The sequence below is a fragment of the Paenibacillus swuensis genome (genome assembly GCF_001644605.1).
Classification (GTDB): domain Bacteria; phylum Bacillota; class Bacilli; order Paenibacillales; family DY6; genus Paenibacillus_N; species Paenibacillus_N swuensis.
The window spans coordinates 4,765,980-4,786,315 of record NZ_CP011388.1 but is presented as its reverse complement, the minus strand read 5'-3'; the positions used below and the strand labels follow the sequence as shown (position 1 = coordinate 4,786,315).

General features: G+C 50.0%; 17 protein-coding genes. 13 read left to right on the top strand and 4 right to left on the bottom strand.

Annotated elements, in window-relative coordinates; all coding sequences use genetic code 11:
* Positions 1 to 13 precede the first annotated feature (13 nt).
* The 4 genes from accD to SY83_RS21535 all read left to right on the top strand — a co-directional run bounded on the left by accD (position 14) and on the right by SY83_RS21535 (position 4,160).
* Complete coding sequence (gene accD, locus SY83_RS21550; RefSeq protein WP_068610304.1) at positions 14 to 880, top strand: acetyl-CoA carboxylase, carboxyltransferase subunit beta; 867 nt, start codon at positions 14 to 16, stop codon at positions 878 to 880.
* On the top strand, positions 870 to 1,826 hold the full coding sequence (locus SY83_RS21545) for an acetyl-CoA carboxylase carboxyltransferase subunit alpha (protein ID WP_068610302.1): 957 nt from the start codon (positions 870 to 872) through the stop codon (positions 1,824 to 1,826). The genes accD and SY83_RS21545 overlap by 11 nt, the downstream gene beginning before the upstream one ends.
* A 90-nt stretch (positions 1,827 to 1,916) precedes the next feature.
* Positions 1,917 to 3,674: a pyruvate kinase gene (gene pyk / locus SY83_RS21540; RefSeq protein ID WP_068610300.1), complete on the top strand. Its 1,758-nt coding sequence runs from the start codon at positions 1,917 to 1,919 to the stop codon at positions 3,672 to 3,674.
* An 84-nt stretch (positions 3,675 to 3,758) separates the two neighbouring features.
* Positions 3,759 to 4,160 (top strand): FxsA family protein, encoded by a 402-nt coding sequence (locus SY83_RS21535; protein ID WP_068610299.1) that lies wholly within the window; start codon positions 3,759 to 3,761, stop codon positions 4,158 to 4,160.
* 15 nt (positions 4,161 to 4,175) lie between these two features.
* Here SY83_RS21535 and ytvI read toward each other — a convergent pair whose 3' ends face one another.
* Positions 4,176 to 5,297: a sporulation integral membrane protein YtvI gene (ytvI, locus tag SY83_RS21530; protein ID WP_068610296.1), complete on the bottom strand. Its 1,122-nt coding sequence runs from the start codon at positions 5,295 to 5,297 to the stop codon at positions 4,176 to 4,178.
* A gap of 95 nt (positions 5,298 to 5,392) precedes the next feature.
* On the opposite strand from ytvI, the gene ppk1 reads away from it, so the two are divergent.
* Positions 5,393 to 7,498, top strand: a complete 2,106-nt coding sequence (ppk1, locus tag SY83_RS21525) for a polyphosphate kinase 1 (protein ID WP_068611287.1) — start codon at positions 5,393 to 5,395, stop codon at positions 7,496 to 7,498.
* A 21-nt stretch (positions 7,499 to 7,519) separates the two neighbouring features.
* Here the strand turns inward: ppk1 and SY83_RS21520 are convergent, their stop codons facing one another.
* Entirely contained in the window at positions 7,520 to 9,043 is a 1,524-nt protein-coding gene (locus SY83_RS21520) for a Ppx/GppA phosphatase family protein (RefSeq protein ID WP_068610295.1), read from the bottom strand.
* Between the two features lie 294 nt (positions 9,044 to 9,337).
* Here SY83_RS21520 and citZ point away from each other — a divergent pair, with 294 nt between their 5' ends.
* The 5 genes from citZ to SY83_RS21495 all read left to right on the top strand — a co-directional run bounded on the left by citZ (position 9,338) and on the right by SY83_RS21495 (position 14,680).
* Positions 9,338 to 10,453 carry a citrate synthase gene (gene citZ / locus SY83_RS21515; RefSeq protein WP_068610293.1) on the top strand — a complete coding sequence of 372 codons (1,116 nt, stop codon included), beginning with the start codon at positions 9,338 to 9,340 and terminating at the stop codon, positions 10,451 to 10,453.
* 73 nt (positions 10,454 to 10,526) lie between these two features.
* Positions 10,527 to 11,822 carry an NADP-dependent isocitrate dehydrogenase gene (gene icd, locus SY83_RS21510; RefSeq protein ID WP_068610291.1) on the top strand — a complete coding sequence of 432 codons (1,296 nt, stop codon included), beginning with the start codon at positions 10,527 to 10,529 and terminating at the stop codon, positions 11,820 to 11,822.
* 89 nt (positions 11,823 to 11,911) lie between these two features.
* On the top strand, positions 11,912 to 12,853 hold the full coding sequence (gene mdh / locus SY83_RS21505; protein WP_068610288.1) for a malate dehydrogenase: 942 nt from the start codon (positions 11,912 to 11,914) through the stop codon (positions 12,851 to 12,853).
* Between the two features lie 123 nt (positions 12,854 to 12,976).
* Entirely contained in the window at positions 12,977 to 13,579 is a 603-nt protein-coding gene (locus SY83_RS21500) for a hypothetical protein (protein ID WP_082882681.1), read from the top strand.
* A 561-nt stretch (positions 13,580 to 14,140) separates the two neighbouring features.
* Positions 14,141 to 14,680, top strand: a complete 540-nt coding sequence (locus SY83_RS21495; RefSeq protein WP_068610286.1) for a hypothetical protein — start codon at positions 14,141 to 14,143, stop codon at positions 14,678 to 14,680.
* A 95-nt stretch (positions 14,681 to 14,775) separates the two neighbouring features.
* On the opposite strand, the gene SY83_RS21490 is transcribed toward SY83_RS21495, so the two are convergent.
* The gene (locus SY83_RS21490; protein WP_068610284.1) at positions 14,776 to 16,311 is read right to left on the bottom strand and encodes a mechanosensitive ion channel; all 1,536 of its coding nucleotides are present in this window, start codon (positions 16,309 to 16,311) and stop codon (positions 14,776 to 14,778) included.
* Positions 16,312 to 16,482: 171 nt separating this feature from the next.
* On the opposite strand from SY83_RS21490, the gene SY83_RS21485 reads away from it, so the two are divergent.
* Complete coding sequence (locus SY83_RS21485) at positions 16,483 to 16,842, top strand: hypothetical protein (protein WP_068610281.1); 360 nt, start codon at positions 16,483 to 16,485, stop codon at positions 16,840 to 16,842.
* A gap of 76 nt (positions 16,843 to 16,918) precedes the next feature.
* Here SY83_RS21485 and yfbR read toward each other — a convergent pair whose 3' ends face one another.
* Positions 16,919 to 17,500: a 5'-deoxynucleotidase gene (gene yfbR / locus SY83_RS21480; RefSeq protein WP_068610278.1), complete on the bottom strand. Its 582-nt coding sequence runs from the start codon at positions 17,498 to 17,500 to the stop codon at positions 16,919 to 16,921.
* Positions 17,501 to 17,655: 155 nt separating this feature from the next.
* Here yfbR and SY83_RS21475 point away from each other — a divergent pair, with 155 nt between their 5' ends.
* A complete protein-coding gene (locus SY83_RS21475) occupies positions 17,656 to 19,299 on the top strand; it encodes a fumarate hydratase (protein WP_068610276.1) in 1,644 nt (547 codons plus the stop codon).
* Positions 19,296 to 20,285, top strand: a complete 990-nt coding sequence (locus SY83_RS21470; RefSeq protein WP_068610274.1) for a bile acid:sodium symporter family protein — start codon at positions 19,296 to 19,298, stop codon at positions 20,283 to 20,285. The genes SY83_RS21475 and SY83_RS21470 overlap by 4 nt, the downstream gene beginning before the upstream one ends.
* Positions 20,286 to 20,336 lie beyond the last annotated feature (51 nt).

Genomic DNA, 20,336 nt, shown 5'->3' with positions numbered 1-20,336 from the left:
GTGAGGTGTCAATGTGCTTAAGGACCTATTTCAGAAGAAGAAGTACGCAACGATTCCTTCGGAACGCGTGAAGCGCGATATCCCGGAAGGGATTATGAACAAATGTACGAAATGCGGAAATATCCAATACAGCAAAGAGTTAGAGAAGAATTTGAAGGTTTGTTCCTCATGCGGCCACCATTATCGACTGAATGCCACTGAACGGATTCAGATGATCTTGGATGAAGGACGCATTTTTGAATTTGACCAGGATATGATTTCGGTGGACCCGCTGCAATTTCCCGGCTATCGCAAGAAACTGGATCAGCAGTTGGAGAAGAACCCTCATAAAGAAGCCGTAGTTACGGGGGAAGGCACCATTCAAGGATTTCCAGCCGTCGTTGCGGTGATGAATTTTGAATTCTTCAGCGGCAGCATGGGCTCCGTGGTGGGCGAGAAGATAACCCGCGCTATTGAAATTGCTATGGAGAAGCGCTATCCGTTAATCATATTCTCCACTTCGGGCGGAGCCAGAATGCAGGAAAGTATTCTGAGTTTAATGCAGATGGCCAAAACAAGCGCGGCCCTGTCCCGGCTTCACGAACAGGGCGGCTTATATATTTCGGTGTTGACCGATCCCACCTTCGGCGGCGTTCCGGCTTCTTTCGCTATGTTGGGCGATTATAACATTGCGGAGCCCGGCGCGTTGGTTGGATTTGCTGGGAGAATCGTCATCGAACAGACGATCCGTCAGAAACTGCCGGACAACTTCCAAACAGCCGAATTCAACTTGGCTCACGGACAGTTGGATAAGGTCGTTCATCGCAAAGATCTCAAGAGTACGTTAGCCCAAATCCTGGATTTTCATACCGTAAAGGGGGAAGTGTCGCATGGCGGGTGAGTTGCCCTTTGAACGGCCTCTAGTAGAATTACGGAGCAAGATTGAGGAATTGCAACGGTTCGGTGCGGAGAAGAGCATTGATTTTACCGATGAAATCGCACGCTTGGAGGAAAGATACGCCAGGCTTAAAGAGGAAGTGTATTCGAACATTTCCGCTTCCCAGAAGATGCATCTCGCGCGGCATCACCAACGTCCGACCACACTGGATTTCATTCATTCCATGTTTACGGATTTCATGGAGCTGCACGGTGATCGGCTGTTCGGAGATGACCTGGCGATCGTCGGCGGTGTGGCCAAGCTGAACGGAATTCCTGTAACCGTGATCGGACACCAGCGGGGCAAGGATACGAAGGATAACATCGCGCGTTTCTTCGGCAGCCCGCATCCGGAAGGATTCCGGAAAGCGCTCAGGCTGATGCAACAAGCGGACAAGTTCAAGCGTCCAATCATAACGTTCATTGATACGAAAGGCGCTTATCCCGGCAGTGCCGCGGAAGAGCGGGGGCAATCGGAAGCGATTGCCCGCAACCTGCGCGAAATGTCCGGCTTCGGTGTGCCGATTATATGCGTCGTTATCGGCGAAGGCGGCAGCGGCGGAGCATTGGCTATAGGTGTCGGAAACCGTGTATTAATGCTTGAGAATGCCATCTACTCGGTCATTTCGCCTAACGGGGCGGCATCCATTTTGTGGAAGGATGCGTCCAGAGCGGATGAAGCGGCCGAAGCGATGAAGATTACGGCGGACGATCTGCTCGGTTTCGGGATTATCGAAGAAATTGTGACTGAGCCTAAGGGCGGCGCGCATCGCGACTGGGACGAGCAGGCCGGTTACGTGAAGGAAGCCGTCTGGAAACACCTGCAAGAGCTGCTGAAGCTGAACGCGGACCAATTAAGAATGGACCGTTACGAGAAATTTCGTAAGGTCGGGAAATTTACTTTTGTTTAGCAATTGATTATAATAATGGGTAGAAGTTTTATAGATACTCACAACACAGACAAGAGCCAGCTTTACTAAAATCGGAGGAATTAAGAAACCATGCGCAAAACGAAAATTGTATGTACGATCGGACCGTCCAGCGAGTCCCTCGAGAACACGAAGAAATTAATTAACGCGGGAATGAATGTAGCCCGTCTGAACTTCTCCCACGGTGACTTCGAGGAACACGGTAACCGGATCAAGAACATTCGCCAAGCTTGTCAGGAAATGGGCAAGACGGTGGCGATCCTGCTCGATACGAAGGGGCCGGAAATTCGTCTGGGTAAACTGGCTCAAGAGCCGATCGAACTGCAACAAGGCGAGAATATCACGCTGACTACGGAAGAAATGTTGGGCGATATTACGCGTATCCCAATTACTTATAAAGATTTGCCGAAAGACGTTAAAGTCGGATCCACCATTCTAATTGACGACGGTCTGATCGGTCTGACGGTTACAGGCATCCGCAACGGCACAGAAATCGATTGTGTCATTGTGAACAGCGGACAAATCAAGAGCAAGAAAGGCGTTAACGTTCCCGGCGTGCGCATCTCCTTGCCAGGCATTACGGAGAAGGATGCCAATGACATCATCTTCGGTATCGAATCCGGAATCGATTTCATCGCGGCTTCTTTCGTTCGTAAAGCTAGTGACGTATTAGAGATTCGTCAGTTGCTTGAGCGTTACAATGCGGAGCACATCCAGATTATCTCCAAGATCGAAAACCAAGAAGGCGTGGACAACCTGGATGAAATTCTGGAAGTTTCCGACGGCCTGATGGTTGCCCGCGGTGATTTGGGCGTTGAAATTCCTGCGGAAGAAGTGCCGCTGGTTCAGAAGCGTATGATTCAGAAGTCCAATATTGCCGGTAAGCCTGTCATCACTGCAACACAAATGCTGGATTCCATGCAACGTAACCCGCGTCCGACCCGTGCGGAAGCAAGCGACGTGGCGAACGCGATTTTCGACGGTACAAGCGCGATCATGCTTTCCGGCGAAACAGCGGCAGGAAAGTACCCTGTAGAATCCGTTGAAACGATGTCCCGAATCGCTTTGCGTGCCGAATCCGCATTGCAATATCGCGAAATCTTCGTACATCAAGCTGCGATTTCCCAAACTTCCGTAACGGAAGCTATTTCCCAAGCGGTAGCGAACACGGCTTTGGATCTGGAAGCGAAAGCGATTATTACTTCCACAGAGAGCGGCTACACGGCGCGTATGGTTTCCAAATACCGTCCTAAAGCTCCGATCTTGGCTGTAACGCCTAGCGAGCAGGTAATGCGCCGGTTGGCGATGGTCTGGGGTGTTATTCCTGTTAAAGGAACGGCCGCTACCACAACGGACGAAATGTTCGATATCGCTGTTAACGGCGGCGTATCTACCGGCATGTTAAGCCTTGGCGACCTGGTTGTCATTACAGCAGGTGTACCGGTTGGCCGCGCGGGCACCACGAACCTGATCAAGGTTCATCACATCGGCGAGTTGATTGCCAAAGGCCAGGGTATCGGCAGCCAAAGCGCAACAGGCAAGATCGTTATCGCCCGTTCTCCGGAAGAAGCGATTCAGAAGATGGGTAACGATTCGGTATTGGTTACTTACTCGACAGATAAAGAATACATGCCTGCTTTTGAGAAAGCCAAAGCTGTCATTACCGTGGGCGGAGGCATTACTTCTCATGCCGCTGTCGTCGGATTGAATCTTGGTATTCCGGTTATCATCGGCGTGAATAACGCTTTCGATGATTTGAAGGACGGTATGGAAGTATCGGTTTATGCTGAACTGGGTGTTATTTACACAGGACAAGCTAACGTATTGTAATCTTAAACAGCAAAGAGCTTTTCCGCGGATAGGTATCGCGGAAAGGCTCTTTTTTTCAAATGACGGATCGAAGGGAGACTCACCATGTTTCGGATCATTGTAGTGTTGATGGTAGTTGTGCCTGCGTTGGAAATCTGGGGAATGCTGACGATGGGACGTTTAATCGGAGGTTGGCAGACGTTCGTGTTCATCTTGATGACAGGGTTTGTCGGCGCTTTTCTGGCCAAAAGAGAGGCGCGAAAAGTGCTCGCCGCCGCACGCGAACAGATGCAGTCAGGTCAGGTGCCGGGCACACCGATCCTGGATGGTATCTGTATTCTCGTAGGGGGATTGCTGCTTCTCACGCCTGGTTTTATTACCGATCTCTTAGGCTTTATGCTTGTGTTTCCGTTGACCAGACCTCTCTTCCGAGCCGGGTTGCAAGCTTTCATTCAAAAGAAATTGTCTCAGGGAGACAGAAATTTATTCAAGTTTACGTGGCGTTAACAATTAACTTGTATACTATTTAGGGCGCGGTCCAAACCGGATAAAGTAGAACAGATCTCGAAAGACGTTCGCTTTGGCGAAGGCAGACAGGATGACCAGGGTAACCGGCCCGATGATAAGCCCGAGCACACCGAACAGCTTTAATCCGACGAACATGGAAATCAAAGTTGCGAGAGGGTCCAAGCCTACGCTGCTGGCAAGTACTTTAGGTTCCAAGATCTGGCGGGCAACCAGGATTATGCCGTACAATACGGATAAACCTACACCCAACCGGATATCACCGTAGATGTATACGTATGCGATCCAAGGGACCATCACCGCGCCGGTGCCGAGATAGGGAAGCAGATCCACCAAGCCGATTAACAAGCCAATGGTGATGGCATACTTGACTTTCAGAATGAGTAAACCAATGATGACGACCGCGGCTGTTATGGAAATCAGAATGAGCTGTGCGCGCAAATAACCGAACAGGGCTTTCTGTAAATCAGACCAGATGACGGTTGAGGTTCGTACGGTCTTATCTGGGAACCAATCCGAGATCTGCTGCTTCAGTCTTTCCCAATTCTTACTGATGAAGAATGTAGCCAGCAGGATCACGATGGCGATGGTTGCAATGTTCGGCAATAGCTTAATGAGAACCAGCACACTGTCAAAAAACGCAGTAATCAATTTGGAAACAGCTCCGGCTAGGGTCTCGGCAGTTGAGGAAAGATTATTGTTGACTGTTTCCTGATAATCAGGGTTATCTTCATACAAACGGCTAAGTTGCTGCGCAACGCCCTGTATGACATCTGAATTAACCAGGTTCAACAAATCATCTATCCACTTATCGAGATTGTTCTGGATTGTCTCAAGGAGAACACCGGTTTCAACAACGATGCGGGTCACCAAGATGGCCATAAAGGTCGTGACAATCCCGATAAAGACGACCAATGCGGCAGTTACGGCTAACCAACGGGGGAATTTAGCTTTCTGTTGCAACATGGCAATGATAGGGTTAAGCATATAGGCGAGCAACCACCCGATAACAAAAGGATAAAGCAACGGTGTGCCGTAATAGAAAGCAAGGCATGCTAATACGATAGCAATAATCACAAGCAAGCCGCGAAACATTTGACGAACCAAATTGCGGTCCATGGAGAACCTCCCTTACGCTGGATAAATAACGATTATGTATAATCACATTGTATCATGTAATCTATATTCTACCAAAATCGACATCATCCCTATTTATGAAACAGGAGGTCATTTTTTTGAACAAAATTCATATCGGAAAAGATGTTCCTTCCCGTTATGTCAATCGAGAATTGAGCTGGATGGAGTTTAACAAGCGTGTGCTGGAAGAAGCGCAGGATGTGCAGAATCCGTTGCTTGAACGAATTAAATTTTTGTCTATTGTGTCGTCTAATCTCGATGAATTTATGAGTGTCCGGGTTGCCGGCATTACGGAACAGGTGAAGGCGGGTGTTACGCGCAAGGATTTTACCGGGTACACGCCTCAAGGTCTTCTGAAACGAATTATGAAACGCGCGAGCGGTATGGTCACGTTACAATCCAAGGCAGGGCGCGATCTGCATCGGCAACTGGCCAAAGAGGGAATCCATTTCACCCGGTACGATGATATGAGCGTAAATCAGCAAAAGACGTTGGACGCTTACTTTCATGATATTGTCTTTCCCGTTCTGACGCCGATGGCAGTGGACCAGAGCCGTCCGTTCCCGCTTGTCCATTCCTTGGGCTTGTATTTGTCGGTTGTGCTCCAACGGGAGGATGAAGTAGCTTACGAGGCGGATGAGGAGCCCTATTTTGCCATTGTGCAGGTGCCGTCGATCTTGCCGCGGTTTGTTCAATTGCCGTCCCGGCCAAACAGTAAGAAGCTGGAGTACATATTGCTGGAAGATTTAATCAAAATACACATTCAAACCTTGTTCAGCGGATATATTCCGTTAGCTGTTCACCATTTCCGACTGACTCGAAACGCGGATATTACGTTGAATGAAGAGGATGCCGAAGATCTTCTGGAAGAGATTGAGAAGGAGCTCCGCAAAAGGAGATGGGGCATTCCCGTGCGTCTCGAAGTGGAAAAGGGGATGCATCCGTACGCGCTTAATCTGCTGAAGGACGAGTTTGAGATTACCGATAATGTATTTGAAATCGACGGAGCTCTGGATTTAACGTACCTCATGCGGTTCTCCTTATCCATTCCTGGCAAAGACGGACTAAGGTTTCCGAAGATTGATCCGGTGTATCCAGAGGAATTCGCGGAAAGCGAGGATCTCTTTAACGTGCTTCGCCAAAGGGATTTGCTTGTTTACCATCCGTATGAATCCTTCAAAGCGGTGGATGATTTCCTGACGGAAGCGGCTTATGACCCCCAGGTGTTAGCCATTAAGATGACACTGTACAGGGTCAGCGGAAATTCGACCTTGGTCCAGGCGCTGGCGAGGGCCGCTGAATCGGGTAAACAGGTTACGGTCGTGGTGGAGCTGAAGGCGAGATTTGACGAGGAACGGAACATCGCTTGGGCGCGCCAGTTGGAGAAAGCAGGATGCCATGTCGTATACGGCCTTGTCGGACTCAAGACGCATGCGAAGATCACTCTCGTGCTGCGTCAGGAACAAGATCAATTACGCAGGTATGTGCATGTCGGCACCGGTAATTACAATGACAGCACAGCAAGGTTGTATACGGACGTGGGATTGTTTACTTCGCATCCGTTAATCGGAGAGGACGCTTCCGCGTTGTTTAACGATATTACCGGCTATTCCGCACCGCATAATTTTCAGGTTTTCGGCGTTGCGCCAAGCTCGCTGAAAGATAAGTTTTTTCAGCTGATCGCCAGAGAGAAAGAAAATGCTTTGCAAGGCAAGCCGGCCTATATCATCGGGCAGATGAATTCCCTGTCCAATCAAGAGATGATCGACTTGCTCTATGAGGCTTCGCAGGCAGGGGTGAAGATTGACTTACTGGTGAGAGGCGTCTGTTGCTTGTGTCCGGGTGTTCCCGGTTTGAGTGAGAACATTCATGTATACAGCATTGTGGATCGCTTTCTGGAGCATTCCAGGACGTTCTACTTCGAGAACGCGGGTGACCCGGAAGTGTTTCTGGCCAGCGCGGACTGGATGACGCGTAACCTTACCCGGCGGGTGGAGTTGATGTGTCCGGTGTTCGACAAGCAAATCCGGGATTCCATCATCAACATACTCCAATTGAAGCTTAGCGATAATGTAAAAGCCAGACAGCTCTTGTCGAACGGCACGTACGCGCGAGTCACGAACGACAAACCGCCGCTGCGAAGCCAATTCGCGGCGGCGGATACACGTCTCTGGAAGAGCTGATTTCATGAATTCGAATTCCGATTACTTGGGGGCAACGGCCGTTTTCACGGAAAGTCCCCATTGTTTCTCGAAATCAGGAGTTACGTTCTCGATTTCTTTCAGTTCAATATCGGCAAGCTTCGCGATTTGAAGGGAAAGCAAAAGCTCTTTGTTGAACACCTCGGCTTGCAGCTTGTTCACAGGCTGGGTTTCACTGCGATCCAGCGCGATGGCCAGGTGCAGCAGAGAGCCAATCTGCATAACTAATCCAAAGTCGGATTCCGTCAGAATATCCTTGTGTTCAAGGAATAAGCTGCGGGTCCGGCTTTTGCTTTTGTGAGAGGCGATCATGGAACAAATCAGAATTTCTCTGTGCGTCAACCCGTCAATGCGGGAATGCGCCATGAGATAGAATGTATGCTTGGCATACTGATAGTAATTGATCGTCACACCGATTCGGTACAGCAAAGCAGCGACATGCACATATTCTCTTACTCTGGCGCCAAGAGCATGAAACGGCTGAAGGTGATCGAACAAAGTGACGGCCAGACGATTGACCTGTTCCAGATGTGAGTAAGGAATAGCGGGATGCAGAGACATCAGGTTGCGGACACTGTGTTCCAGCACATTGTCAATTTCAGGCTTGTCCGGACTCAGCGCCTCAAAGAAAAGGCCGTCCCGGAGGCCCGCGCCGCTGATGATGTAGTGTCTTGAACCTGTATGCCGGAAAACGGCCTGCATGATGGCCAGACCCGGCAGAATAATATCGGCGCGCTCCTTAGCTAAGCCGGGAACTTTCTTCCGCTTCTCCAGAGGCATCGGCATAAGTATGCTTAGCCAGTCGTCCGTGTCCTGAGCGGACATAGGGTAATTATGGGTTAAAGGAAGCGAGTATTTCTTTCGTTTCTGATCAAGTTTGGACACACTGCGTATCGTTCCGCCGAGTCCGATTAAAGGCAAACCGGGATGCTTGCGGATCCAAGGCTCTTTGTCCATGGCTTGACTTACCATGGCTTGAATTCTAGTTAATCCCTCGGCGTCCAAGTTGCCGTTGCGCAAGTATTTCTTGCCGGTATTGACGGAGCCGAACGGAAAGGACACGCTTTGTTGAAGCTTCCGATTGCGGAAATAGGCAATTTCCGTACTACCGCCGCCTATATCCACAAGATAACCTTCTTCAATATCAAGTGTATTGCTAACGCCAAGATAGCCGTAACGGGCTTCTTCCTCGCCGCTCAGAATTTCTACCGGAATACCGCTGCCTTCCTCGGTCAAGCGAATGATTTCATCCGCGTTGACGGCGTTACGAACCGCGGCGGTGGCTACGGCCCGGATCGAGGATGCGCCGCTGGCCTCGCAAAGCTTTTTGAAATAGGCTAGAGTCTCTATAATGATCTGAATCCCGCTTGAAGGCAGGTTGCCGTTGCTATCGATATGGGCGCTGAGTCGGGCGGAAGCTTTACTTTCATCTATTACACGGTAGGCTCCGTTTTCTGTTACCTCGCAGATCATAAGGCGGATGGAGTTGGAACCGATGTCTATGATGCCGAAGCGGGTAGAGGACATGTCAGACTTCCTTTCACGATAAATAATATCAACATGATGTGCTTATTGTAACATTACCCTTGAAACTAGCAAAACAACTCCCCTGAAACCCTTTTCAAAAATTCTTTTATAGAAGCGATAATGAAGTTTTATGTGGGGTTCGGTTCACATCCCTTGGAAAATGCTTTATGATTAGGATGGACTAATGTGGTAGTTCTGAAGATGTTTCATAGCGCTTGTCATAGATTAATCATTCAAAGATATTATTCATTCCGTACTGACCATTCGTAATTCATTGTTAAAGGAGAGAGAAGGATGACAGCAACTAAAGGGCTTGAAGGTATCGTTGCAACCACCTCATCGATCAGTTCGATTATTGACGGTTTCCTGACGTACCGTGGCATTAATATTGACGAGCTGGCAGAACAGGCTTCGTTCGAAGAGGTAGTATATCTGTTATGGTTTGGCAAACTGCCGAACGAGGCGGAATTAAACCAACTTAAGCAAGATTTAAGCGGTAATGCAGCAATACCGGCGGAAGTCATCTCTCAGATGAAGCTATACCCGCAAGATTCAAATTCCATGGCTGCCTTGCGCACAGCCATTTCTTCCTTGGCACTTTACGATGCGGAAGCTAACGATATGTCCCGTGATGCAAACGTTCGCAAAGCGATTCGTCTTCAAGCACAATTGCCGACGATTGTTGCTGCATTTGCTCGCATTCGTCAAGGGCAGGAGCCGCTTGAGCCGAAACAAGGCGTATCGATCGCACATAACTTCCTATATATGCTTACAGGCAACGAGCCGGATGAAGTAGCTGTAAACGCGTTGGACACGGCACTTGTTTTGCATGCCGATCATGAACTGAACGCATCTACATTCGCAGCGCGGGTAACCGTTGCTACATTGTCTGATATCTACTCGGGTATCACTTCCGCCATCGGCGCGCTGAAAGGTCCGTTGCACGGCGGCGCGAACGAAGCGGTGATGGCGATGTTGGAAGAGATCGGATCACCTGAGCAGGTTGACGGTTATATCGGCGAACAGCTGGATAATAAAGTGAAGATCATGGGCTTCGGTCATCGCGTATACAAGAACGGCGATCCCCGCGCGAAGCATCTGCAGAAGATGTCCCGCGAACTGGGCGAGCTGACGGGCAATCTCCGTTGGTACGACATGTCGATTAAGATTGAAGAGATTGTTACCGGACAGAAGGGTTTGAAACCGAACGTCGATTTCTATTCCGCTTCCGTGTATACTTCACTGGAGATCCCTCGCGATTTGTTCACGCCGATCTTCGCGATCAGCCGTGTATCCGGTTGGGCCGCGCATATTCTGGAGCAATTCGAGAACAATCGTCTGATTCGCCCTCGCGCCGAGTACACGGGTCCTTCGAATAGCAAGTATATCCCGCTTGAGCAGCGTTCTTAAGATAACAAGTTATGATGTAAACGGTGGGTAGCCTCGCGGTTACCCCAAACCTAAATTTCAGGAGGAATTATTCATGCCCCAATTTGACAAATACACATTACCGACCGAAGGACAACCTATAACAATCGACAATGGTGTCTTGAACGTGCCTAACAATCCGATCGTGCCTTTCATTGAAGGAGACGGAACAGGTCCTGACATCTGGGCGGCTTCCCAACGTGTGTTGGATGCGGCTGTTGAGAAAGCATACGGCGGCGAGAAGAAAATCGCATGGTACGAAGTATTCGCGGGCGAGAAATCCTTCAACCAATACGGTGAGTGGTTGCCGGCAGATACACTTACAGCGATTCGCGAGTACATCGTTGCGATTAAAGGTCCTTTGACAACGCCGATCGGCGGCGGAATCCGTTCCCTGAACGTAGCTCTTCGTCAAGAGCTGGATTTGTATGTTTGCTTGCGCCCAGTGCGTTATTTCGACGGCGTGCCTTCTCCGGTGAAACGTCCTGAGCTGGTAGATATGGTTATCTTCCGTGAGAACACAGAGGATATCTATGCGGGTATCGAGTATCAAGAAGGTTCCGAGCAAGTGAAGAAAGTGCTTGCCTTCCTGCAACAGGAAATGGGCGTTAACAAGATTCGTTTCCCTGAAACTTCCGGAATCGGCATCAAGCCTGTATCCGCTGAAGGTTCCAAGCGTCTTGTCCGCGCGGCGGTAGAATACGCAATTGCACACGGACGTAAGAGTGTAACGCTTGTTCACAAAGGTAATATCATGAAATACACTGAAGGAGCTTTCAAAAACTGGGGCTACGAAGTGGCTGAAGCTGAATTCGGCGACAAAGTGTTCACATGGGATCAATACGACCGCATTAAAGCGGACAAAGGTGTAGACGCGGCGAATGCTGCTCAGAAGGAAGCTACGGATGCTGGCAAGATTCTTGTGAAGGATGCCATCGCTGATATCGCGCTTCAACAAGTGTTGACTCGTCCTACGGATTTCGATGTTATCGCTACATTGAACCTGAACGGTGACTACCTGTCTGACGCATTGGCAGCACAAGTGGGCGGCATCGGGATTGCACCTGGCGCCAACATCAACTACGTGACAGGTCACGCGATCTTCGAAGCTACGCACGGTACAGCGCCTAAGTACGCTGGTCTTGACGTGGTAAACCCTGGATCCGTTATCCTTTCCGGCGTAATGTTGCTTGAGCACCTGGGCTGGCAGGAAGCGGCTGACCTGATCTATAAAGGGATGACCGCATCCATCAATAACAAAACCGTAACTTACGACTTCGCCCGTCTGATGGAAGGCGCAACCGAAGTGAAGTGCTCGGAGTTCGCTAACCAAATCATTTCGAATATGTAGTCTAAATTTGTCTCCCCGAGAGGTCATGGTGTATGCTTAAACAGCACCTTACTTTCGGGGAGCATCTATTTTCGGGAGGTAATCCAATTATGGCCATCACTCGCAGAAAAATTACCGTGGTCGGCGCAGGCTTCACGGGCGCGACTACTGCTTTAATGCTTGCTCAGAAAGAGCTTGGCGACGTTGTTCTTGTCGATATTCCGCAGTTGGAAAACCCTACAAAGGGTAAAGCTCTGGATATGCTGGAAGCAAGTCCGGTTCAAGGGTTCGACAGCAAGATTATCGGAACTTCTTCCTATGAAGATACCGTTGATTCCGATATCGTGATTATTACGGCAGGGATTGCCCGCAAGCCGGGGATGAGCCGTGATGATCTGGTTAACACCAATGCAGGTATTGTGAAATCCGTTTGTGAGAATGTGAAGAAATATGCTCCAAACTCTTACGTCATCATCTTAAGCAACCCGGTGGACGCGATGACTTATGTGGCGTTTGAAGCATTGGGCTTCCCGAAAAACCGTGTCATCGGTCAATCCGGCGTGCTCGATACCGCGCGGTATTGCACTTTTATCGCGGAAGAATTGAACGTTTCCGTGGAAGATGTGCGGGGCTTCGTACTTGGCGGCCACGGCGACGACATGGTTCCGCTCGTTCGTTATTCGAACGCAGGCGGTATTCCGATCGAGAAGCTGATCCCGGCTGATCGGATCGAAGCGATCGTGCAACGCACCCGTACGGGAGGCGGCGAGATCGTGAACTTGCTGGGCAACGGCAGCGCGTATTATGCGCCGGCGGCGTCCCTGGTGCAAATGACCGAGGCGATTCTGAAGGATAAGAAGCGCATCATTCCGGTCATTGCGTTGTTGGAAGGCGAGTACGGCTATGACAACCTGTTCATGGGTGTACCCGCGATCTTGGGCGGCGACGGCATCGAGAAGATATTCGAACTGGAGCTGACGGAGGACGAGAAAGCGGCACTTGAGAAGTCCGCGGAGTCTGTGCGGGGCGTAATCCGAATTGTAACGGCTTAACCTTTTTTGGAAATAACAACAATATACATGCGAGCGTGAAGCACATGCCGTCTTTTCCCGTAGGGGGAGAGGCGGTTTTTTGCGTTTAGGAGGAGCCCAGTTTGGGAAAGGGGATGAAGTGGGATGGAACGAAAAGCAGGAAAGACGGGTCTGAGGAAGAGTATGCGTAACCTGGTTGATACCCTTGTGGACGTTGATAAAGTCGAGAAGAAGGATGGGGAATTTGCCGACGCATACACATTTTATGTAGAGAGACAAATTAGGGAAAGTAAAGGTGCGAGGTTAATCAGGCTCCAAGAAGTGGGTATTGGACATGCGGAAAGTCTGTTTTTGGAAAAAGTATGGTGGCCTATTTTTGGACATTTTGAATATCTTCACGCAGAATATGAGGTGCGGGATTTTGAGGATGGATATCGATTTATAGATTTTGCTTACATAAGGGGCAGGTATAAGATTGGTTTTGAAGTTGATCCTTACGGTACGCACGCAAGGGATATAAGCCGTTGGGATTACGACAATCAGTTGGAGCGAGGAAATCATTTACTTATTGATGACTGGTTAATAACACGTTATAGCTTAAATCATGTTACCAACAAGTCGAGGAGGTGTCAGCAATTTGTTTTACATCTGTTTGGGCATTGGTTTGGAGCATTTAGTGATGATGATACGGAAGAACTAAATATGCGGGAACGGGAGATTGTGAAGTTGTTCAAGGGAACGAATTAACCTGTCCGTGTCGCTGAAATATCAAAATTACTAAATGTTCAACGTTCCAATAGCAGGAAAGCCTTGTTGAGGTTGGTAGAGAAAGGAATCATAAAACCGCATAGCGGGAATTTGAGAGTAACGTCCTATGTTCTGTCAGAGCGGTGGCGCAACAAGAAAGTGTAGTAGGTGGGGAACAGAAATTATGGAGTCAGACGTGAAATCGATGGTTGAATTGAGGCATCGTAGTACTAACGGTGGTTGTGGTGTTGCATTAGTAGCGAAGACGCTACAATTCCAACTTTATAATCGTTATGTGATGTGATTAGTAGCGTTATCGCTACAAAAGAGTGGTCTAAGTAATCTGGGTGGCTTAATTTCAATCATTAGTAGCGATATCGCTACAAATTCAGTTCCAGTAGGTATTGAAGAGTAATTTAGTAGCGATAACGCTACTATTGCAGTGTCTGCAGTTAGAGAGGTTATTTACAATTTGTTAAAAGACGTAATCTGCAACCTTTACGATTCCAATGCAGTCAATTTCTGTAAAAGAAGGGGCGGTGGTACAGCGTGAAATTCCCAATGTCGAATAATAATGCGGGACGCAGCTCAAGTGAGCTTAGGGTAGTTGGACAATTTCATCTTGTGCATCATGTTCTCCATGTGCTTCGGATCGTTAATATGTCCAAAGTGCTTGGTATGTTAGCTATCATGAGTGTGTTCGGCGGAATGGGGGGCGGGGCGGCTTTGGCGGATTGGGCGTACAAAAGTGTGGCGAATGATGGATATTTGTATGAGGTAACGGATGTTAAGGTTGAGGAGGCACGCATCGGTAAGAAGATTGGCTATGTGACGAAATACTCGGATCGGGAAGGGAGCTACTCCGGCAACTTTTCCAACGCCTATGCTGTAGGTACCGGCTACTATGCGATCATCGGAATGGGGCGGAAACAAGCGATATCCGTGAAAGTTGATGAGGAAACCTATTTGATGGCCGAGTACAGATATTCCAATAAAACTCAGGATTGGACTTACTATGTGCCTTATCTAATCGGTGCTACGGGAGTAGCGGCCATTGCATTGTACAGAACACATCGCAATCGAAGGCGTCTCCACAGATAAACATGAAAACCCGGAGGCCGCTAAATCAGCAGTGCTCCGGGTTTCATAAATTGGGATAGGTCTTCAGTTGTGGATGATTCGTAAATTCCCTTCGCTTACAATCCCGTGCTGTTGTTGCTGCCGGAGGATTGTTTCTTGCTCCAGTAGTTTTTCACAGCAGGAATGCTTCCGATACCGACCGAGATGATGAAGGTGATGGCCAAAGCGCCAAGCACGATCATAAATCCGGAGGTAATAATCAAGGATGCTAATCCAATCTCAGTCAGGCCGATCACAACAGCCAGCACGATAATCACCGGTTGAATGAAATTCTTCAACGGATTTGAATCGCTAACCAGTCCTGCAGCCATGCGAGCCAATACGATACCGCCCAGGATGATAATGGCTACTAATACCAGTCGAGGTAACAACGCCATTAACGTTGCGACCGTAGCGGATATGAATTCCAGACCCAGCACATTCGTACCTTCTACAAGGAAGAATCCAAATACAAGGATACCGACGATGTTAGCAATCCAGCGTGTAATGGGCCACGTGGTCGTCACACCCATCGATTCGCCGTTTGTGGTCAGTGTCGGTGCCGGTGTGATACCGCCGCCAAGCGGATTCCCTTTAGCATCGAGCATGTTTTTGCGACGGTTAAACATTGTAGCTAATCCGTACGTCTTCTGATCCAACTTCATCGGGGATAGTAGAGTCAGTGTGAAGTTGCGGACGATTTTGGAAATAATGTAGCCCAGGTAGATCAGGAAAGCCGCAACAACAATGCGCGGAATCCAAGCCATAATCAGGTTTAGAATATTCTCAGCAGGCTGTTGTATGGAATCGATCTGCAACACGTTTAAAGCCTGAACGACAATAGGGAACAGAATCAGGAAGTAAACGACACTGCGTACGATGGAAGGAACGTTCACTTCGGGACCGGTCCAACGTTGCAGGTTCATGGAAGTCGCCAGCGTCTGCGCCAGGCTCGCCACAAACTTCGCGATCAAATGACCGATGATAATCAGAATAACGGCTGTGACAATCAGTGGAAGGAAGCTGATAATCAGATTCACTACAGCGCCGATCGGACGGGAGATCGCATCGATATGTAACGATTGCAGGATGCTTGGTGCGAACAACAGAATAATTAAAGCGTAGACGATAGTACCGATGGTATCTTTGTACTGTGTCAGGTAGGGCGTGTGTTTAGCAACCGCATTCGATGCAAGCAAACGAACCACCAGACTTTTCAGCAACGTTCCCAGAATATGCGCAACGGCTGCAAGCAATACGGCCGCCAGGATAAACGGGATGTAAACTGTGATGCTGTTAATAAACGCTACAAATGGATTTAAGATCGAGCTAAAGGACAGAAGTTCCAAGACGATCAGAATCGTAACGAGGTACAAAAAATATTTAACGACGTTACCGAGAATGGAGCTTACCGAAGTTTTGGGGTTGAGATAAATGTGACCTTTGCGGTCCACGGTGGTTTTGGATAAGCCCTTGGAAATCGCCTTGCCTACCGCTTTGGCTACCCATAAACCGATAATCAGGATTGCGATGGCTGCAAGGATGCGCCATAAGTTATTGTTGTTCATCCAGTAGTACAAATCCCAGTTATCAAAATCACGTTCGTTGTTCATTCTGTGCATCGTCCTCTCAGTTATGGATTGGTTATGTTCTTTACATAAACGTAGATGTCCAAAATTAAACAGGTGCATAGGGCGAACGGACTATTTTGTTCTGGGTAGAGTTATAGAGTATAATGAATGTTGGTGTATTTCCTATTTTGACGAATCAGGGGTGAATGGAAGATGGTATTGTTTTTGCATTTATTGGGATCTATTGGTCTTGGATTTTACTTGTTGCTGCCGTTTTTTAGCGGACGCGCGAACAACCTTCCTGTATTGCGTTCGATGAACCGGGTCGGCATGTATTTGCTAATCCTGCAATTCCTGACAGGCGGTTACTTGGCGTCTCAGTATGATCCAACGGTTGCCTGGTATGTTACAACGGCAGTTCTGTTAGTAGGACTGTTCGCGGTTACGGGCATTATGGGCAAAAAGATGAAGGACGGCAATGCAGGCGCGGTACAAACACTTAGCGCGGTAAATGCGATCTTGTTAATTCTGATTGTTGCTATTATGTATGAGCCGTCTTGGCTTCCGTATTAATTTTTAAGCCAAAATAAAACAGCTTGCCAATTGCGATAAACGCAAAGGGTAAGCTGTTTTTCGTTTACAATCAGATTCACTCGGACAGTTCGTCCAATGTTTTCTCAAAGCTGGGTGCCAGGTGCGTCAGGAAATAGTCCACTTCCTCCATGCCCATCGCCAGCATCGCTTCCTCCGTCTGCCGCTTGGCTACGGCAAATTCGCGGTTACCCGCGGACAGCTCCGTGACGCACTTCAGATAGGCGTCGAGCAAGTCGGCCGCTTTCAGATACGGCCGAATCAGGTCATCCGCCCTCCCATGCACGAGCGGATCATAAATGTGACGGAGCGACTCCGGCACCATCTCTGTAAGGCGGTCCGCGGCCATCACTTCAATCTCGCGAAAATGCCGGAGGATTGACGGGTTATGATGCTTCACCGGGGTCGGAATATCGCCGGTAATCACTTCCGTGCTGTCGTGGAAGAGCGAGGCGGTGACGGCGCGGTCGGCGGGCACGTTTTTGCCATAAATCTCGTTAGCAATGGTACATAACATATGGGTCAACAAAGCGACATGATAGGAGTGTTCAGCCACATTCTCTTGCGTCGTGTTACGCATTAAACTCCAACGTCCGATATAACGCAAACGATACATATATGCCATAAAATGATGTTCCATCCGGAAGTCATCCTTTCGAAACCAGAGTCTGACGCCGCCTGCAGGTTCTCGCTGAAAACGCTTATCCACATGGCGGAAATATGATATGATAGGGAGTGTTGTTTTCATTTGATCATACCATAATTTGAGATAGATGCCAGGGAGGAGCCGTCATTATGAATCAATTTCAGGAAAGCATGATTAAGCTCATTGTAGAAACGTCCACCAATTTGCCGGCCGACGTCAGGCGCGCGGTAAAAGCCGCGAAAGCGAAGGAAGATCAAGGAACGAGAGCCGCCCTTTCGCTGTCGACAATTGCGGAGAACATCACGATGGCCGAGGATAATGTTTCCCCGATATGCCAGGATACAGGGATGCCGACGTTTGTGGTTCACTGCCCGGTAGGAGCCAATCAGATCGCGATGAAACGGGATATTCGGGAAGCCGTGCGGATGGCGACGAAGGATACGAAGCTGCGTCCGAACTCGGTGGATTCGCTTACCGGCGAGAACAGCGGAGACAATCTGGGAGCGGGAACACCTGTGATTCATTTTGAACAATGGGAGAAAGATGAAATTGATGTGCGGCTCATTCTGAAAGGCGGCGGCTGCGAGAATAAGAATATTCAGTACAGCTTGCCCGCGCAACTGGAGGGCTTGGGTAAGGCGGGCCGCGATTTGGACGGGATCCGCAAATGCATTCTGCATGCGGTCTATCAGGCGCAAGGACAAGGCTGCTCCGCAGGCTTTATCGGGGTCGGCATCGGAGGCGATCGCACGACGGGCTACGAGCTCGCGAAGCAGCAGCTGTTCCGCGTCGTGGACGATGTGAATCCCAATGAGCAATTGGCGCAGCTTGAGGATTACATCCTCGAGAACGCGAATAAGCTGGGCATCGGCACGATGGGCTTTGGCGGCGCGGTTACGCTGCTGGGCTGTAAAGTCGGCGTGATGAACCGCTTGCCGGCAAGCTTCTTCGTCTCGGTTGCTTACAACTGTTGGGCGTACCGCCGCCAAGGGGTGTTGATTGATTCGGCAACGGGCGGGATTACCGAATGGATTTACACGGGCGGTTCGGAGGTCTCGATGACCGAGGAAACCGATGTGGAAGCGACTGAGGCCGTGCTCGCAACAGGAGGCGGGGTTATCCCATCGGCTCAGCAGGGTGGCGGTAATGTTGCCAATGAGGGCCGGGTTATCCCCTTGAATCAGGGGGGAGTGGATAACACTGCATCCGAGCGCCGCGAGATCGTGCTGCAAACTCCGATTACAGAAGAGCAGATTCGTCAATTACGCGTAGGAGATGTTGTCATAATCAATGGTCAGATGCATACCGGCCGCGATGCGTTACATAGTTATTTGATGGATCATGACGCGCCGATTGATCTGAACGGACAAGTGATTTACCACTGCGGTCCCGTGATGAGTAAAGATGAGAACGGTTGGCGTGTGCGAGCGGCAGGACCGACAACAAGTATTCGCGAGGAACCTTACCAAGGCGATATTATTAAGAAATTCGGCATACGCGCCGTCATCGGCAAAGGCGGCATGGGCGCGAAGACGCTGCAAGCCCTGGAAGAGCACGGGGCCGTTTATCTGAACGCTATCGGCGGCGCCGCGCAGTATTATGCGGAATGCTTCAAGAAAGTGGAAGGCGTGGACTTCATGGAATTCGGCATTCCGGAAGCGATGTGGCATCTGCAAGTCGAAGGCTTTGCGGCCATTGTGACGATGGATTCCCATGGCAACAGCTTGCATGCCGAGGTGGAGAAGAATTCCCTGGAGAAATTAGCCGAGTTTAAGGAACCTGTGTTTAAATGAGTTCGGAGCCTCAAACCGCACGTGTAACGATACCGCTCGGGCTGCGCTTTAATGCGTTGTTCGAGCGGTATATGTTTATCGTCATTCCGGCTGCGCTCATCGCGGGATTCCTGGCCTCTGGCCCCTTGCAGCAATTCATCCCCTGGGTGCCGGGGCTCTTCGCGTACATCACGCTGGTGATGGCCTGGGGCTGCAGCTTCCGCTCGATCCGGGATGAGCTTCGTCACCCCGCTTCGATGCTGCTGCTGTTCGCCCTGGCCCACATCGCGGCGCCCCTGATTGCCTACGGCATAGGGGCTGCCGTGTTTGGAGCCGCCTCGCCGTATGTCGTCGGCTTGGTGCTCTTCACCGCTATCCCGCTGGGCGTGTCGTCCGCGATCTGGGTCGGCTTATCCGGCGGCAGCGTGCCGTGGATCCTCTCCCTGATCGTAATCGACTCGCTGCTGAGTCCGGCGGTGGTGCCGCTGCTCGTGCAAGCGTTCTTCGGCGCCGACATCCATGTCGACGGCGCGGGGATGATGATGAAGCTGCTCATCATTATCGTATTGCCCACAGCGGCCGGCGTGGCGCTGTGCGAGCTCTCGCGCGGACGCATCCGCGCGGCTGCGGCGCCCGTTGCGGCGCCGCTGTCCAAGCTGGCGTTCGCGGCCGTAGTCGCGATTAACGCCGCGGCCATTGCGCCGCATATCTCGGCGCTGCGCCAGGACATGGTGCGGGTCATACCTGCTGTGGTTCTGCTGGTAGCCGCTTGCTACGCGCTGGGATTGCTGGGCACGTACATCCTGCCCCGCACAGCGAATCCAGCGAACTACACCTATGCCTCGGGCATGCGGAATATTTCGCTGGGCATGGTGATCGGCCTGGCGTACTTCGGTCCGCTGGCCGCTGTGCCGGTCGTGCTGGCTATCCTTATTCAGCAGCCGCTCGCTACGGCCAACTATTGGTTTCTGGCGTATCGTGCAAAGCGCGAGTTTACAAAACCTTAACAATAATCATACTAGTCACGGAGTCACAGAAAAGATACGATAAGCTTGGCT

What these genes read in the sequence shown, in the direction of transcription:
- SY83_RS21545 (WP_068610302.1), top strand. Translation starts at nt 870, where the DNA reads ATGGCGGGTGAGTTGCCCTTTGAACGGCCTCTAGTAGAATTACGGAGC.
- pyk (WP_068610300.1), top strand. Translation starts at nt 1,917, where the DNA reads ATGCGCAAAACGAAAATTGTATGTACGATCGGACCGTCCAGCGAGTCC.
- SY83_RS21535 (WP_068610299.1), top strand. Translation starts at nt 3,759, where the DNA reads ATGTTTCGGATCATTGTAGTGTTGATGGTAGTTGTGCCTGCGTTGGAA.
- ytvI (WP_068610296.1), bottom strand. Translation starts at nt 5,297, where the DNA reads ATGGACCGCAATTTGGTTCGTCAAATGTTTCGCGGCTTGCTTGTGATT.
- ppk1 (WP_068611287.1), top strand. Translation starts at nt 5,393, where the DNA reads ATGAAACAGGAGGTCATTTTTTTGAACAAAATTCATATCGGAAAAGAT.
- SY83_RS21520 (WP_068610295.1), bottom strand. Translation starts at nt 9,043, where the DNA reads ATGTCCTCTACCCGCTTCGGCATCATAGACATCGGTTCCAACTCCATC.
- citZ (WP_068610293.1), top strand. Translation starts at nt 9,338, where the DNA reads ATGACAGCAACTAAAGGGCTTGAAGGTATCGTTGCAACCACCTCATCG.
- icd (WP_068610291.1), top strand. Translation starts at nt 10,527, where the DNA reads ATGCCCCAATTTGACAAATACACATTACCGACCGAAGGACAACCTATA.
- mdh (WP_068610288.1), top strand. Translation starts at nt 11,912, where the DNA reads ATGGCCATCACTCGCAGAAAAATTACCGTGGTCGGCGCAGGCTTCACG.
- SY83_RS21500 (WP_082882681.1), top strand. Translation starts at nt 12,977, where the DNA reads ATGGAACGAAAAGCAGGAAAGACGGGTCTGAGGAAGAGTATGCGTAAC.
- SY83_RS21495 (WP_068610286.1), top strand. Translation starts at nt 14,141, where the DNA reads ATGTCGAATAATAATGCGGGACGCAGCTCAAGTGAGCTTAGGGTAGTT.
- SY83_RS21490 (WP_068610284.1), bottom strand. Translation starts at nt 16,311, where the DNA reads ATGAACAACGAACGTGATTTTGATAACTGGGATTTGTACTACTGGATG.
- SY83_RS21485 (WP_068610281.1), top strand. Translation starts at nt 16,483, where the DNA reads ATGGTATTGTTTTTGCATTTATTGGGATCTATTGGTCTTGGATTTTAC.
- yfbR (WP_068610278.1), bottom strand. Translation starts at nt 17,500, where the DNA reads ATGGAACATCATTTTATGGCATATATGTATCGTTTGCGTTATATCGGA.
- SY83_RS21475 (WP_068610276.1), top strand. Translation starts at nt 17,656, where the DNA reads ATGAATCAATTTCAGGAAAGCATGATTAAGCTCATTGTAGAAACGTCC.
- SY83_RS21470 (WP_068610274.1), top strand. Translation starts at nt 19,296, where the DNA reads ATGAGTTCGGAGCCTCAAACCGCACGTGTAACGATACCGCTCGGGCTG.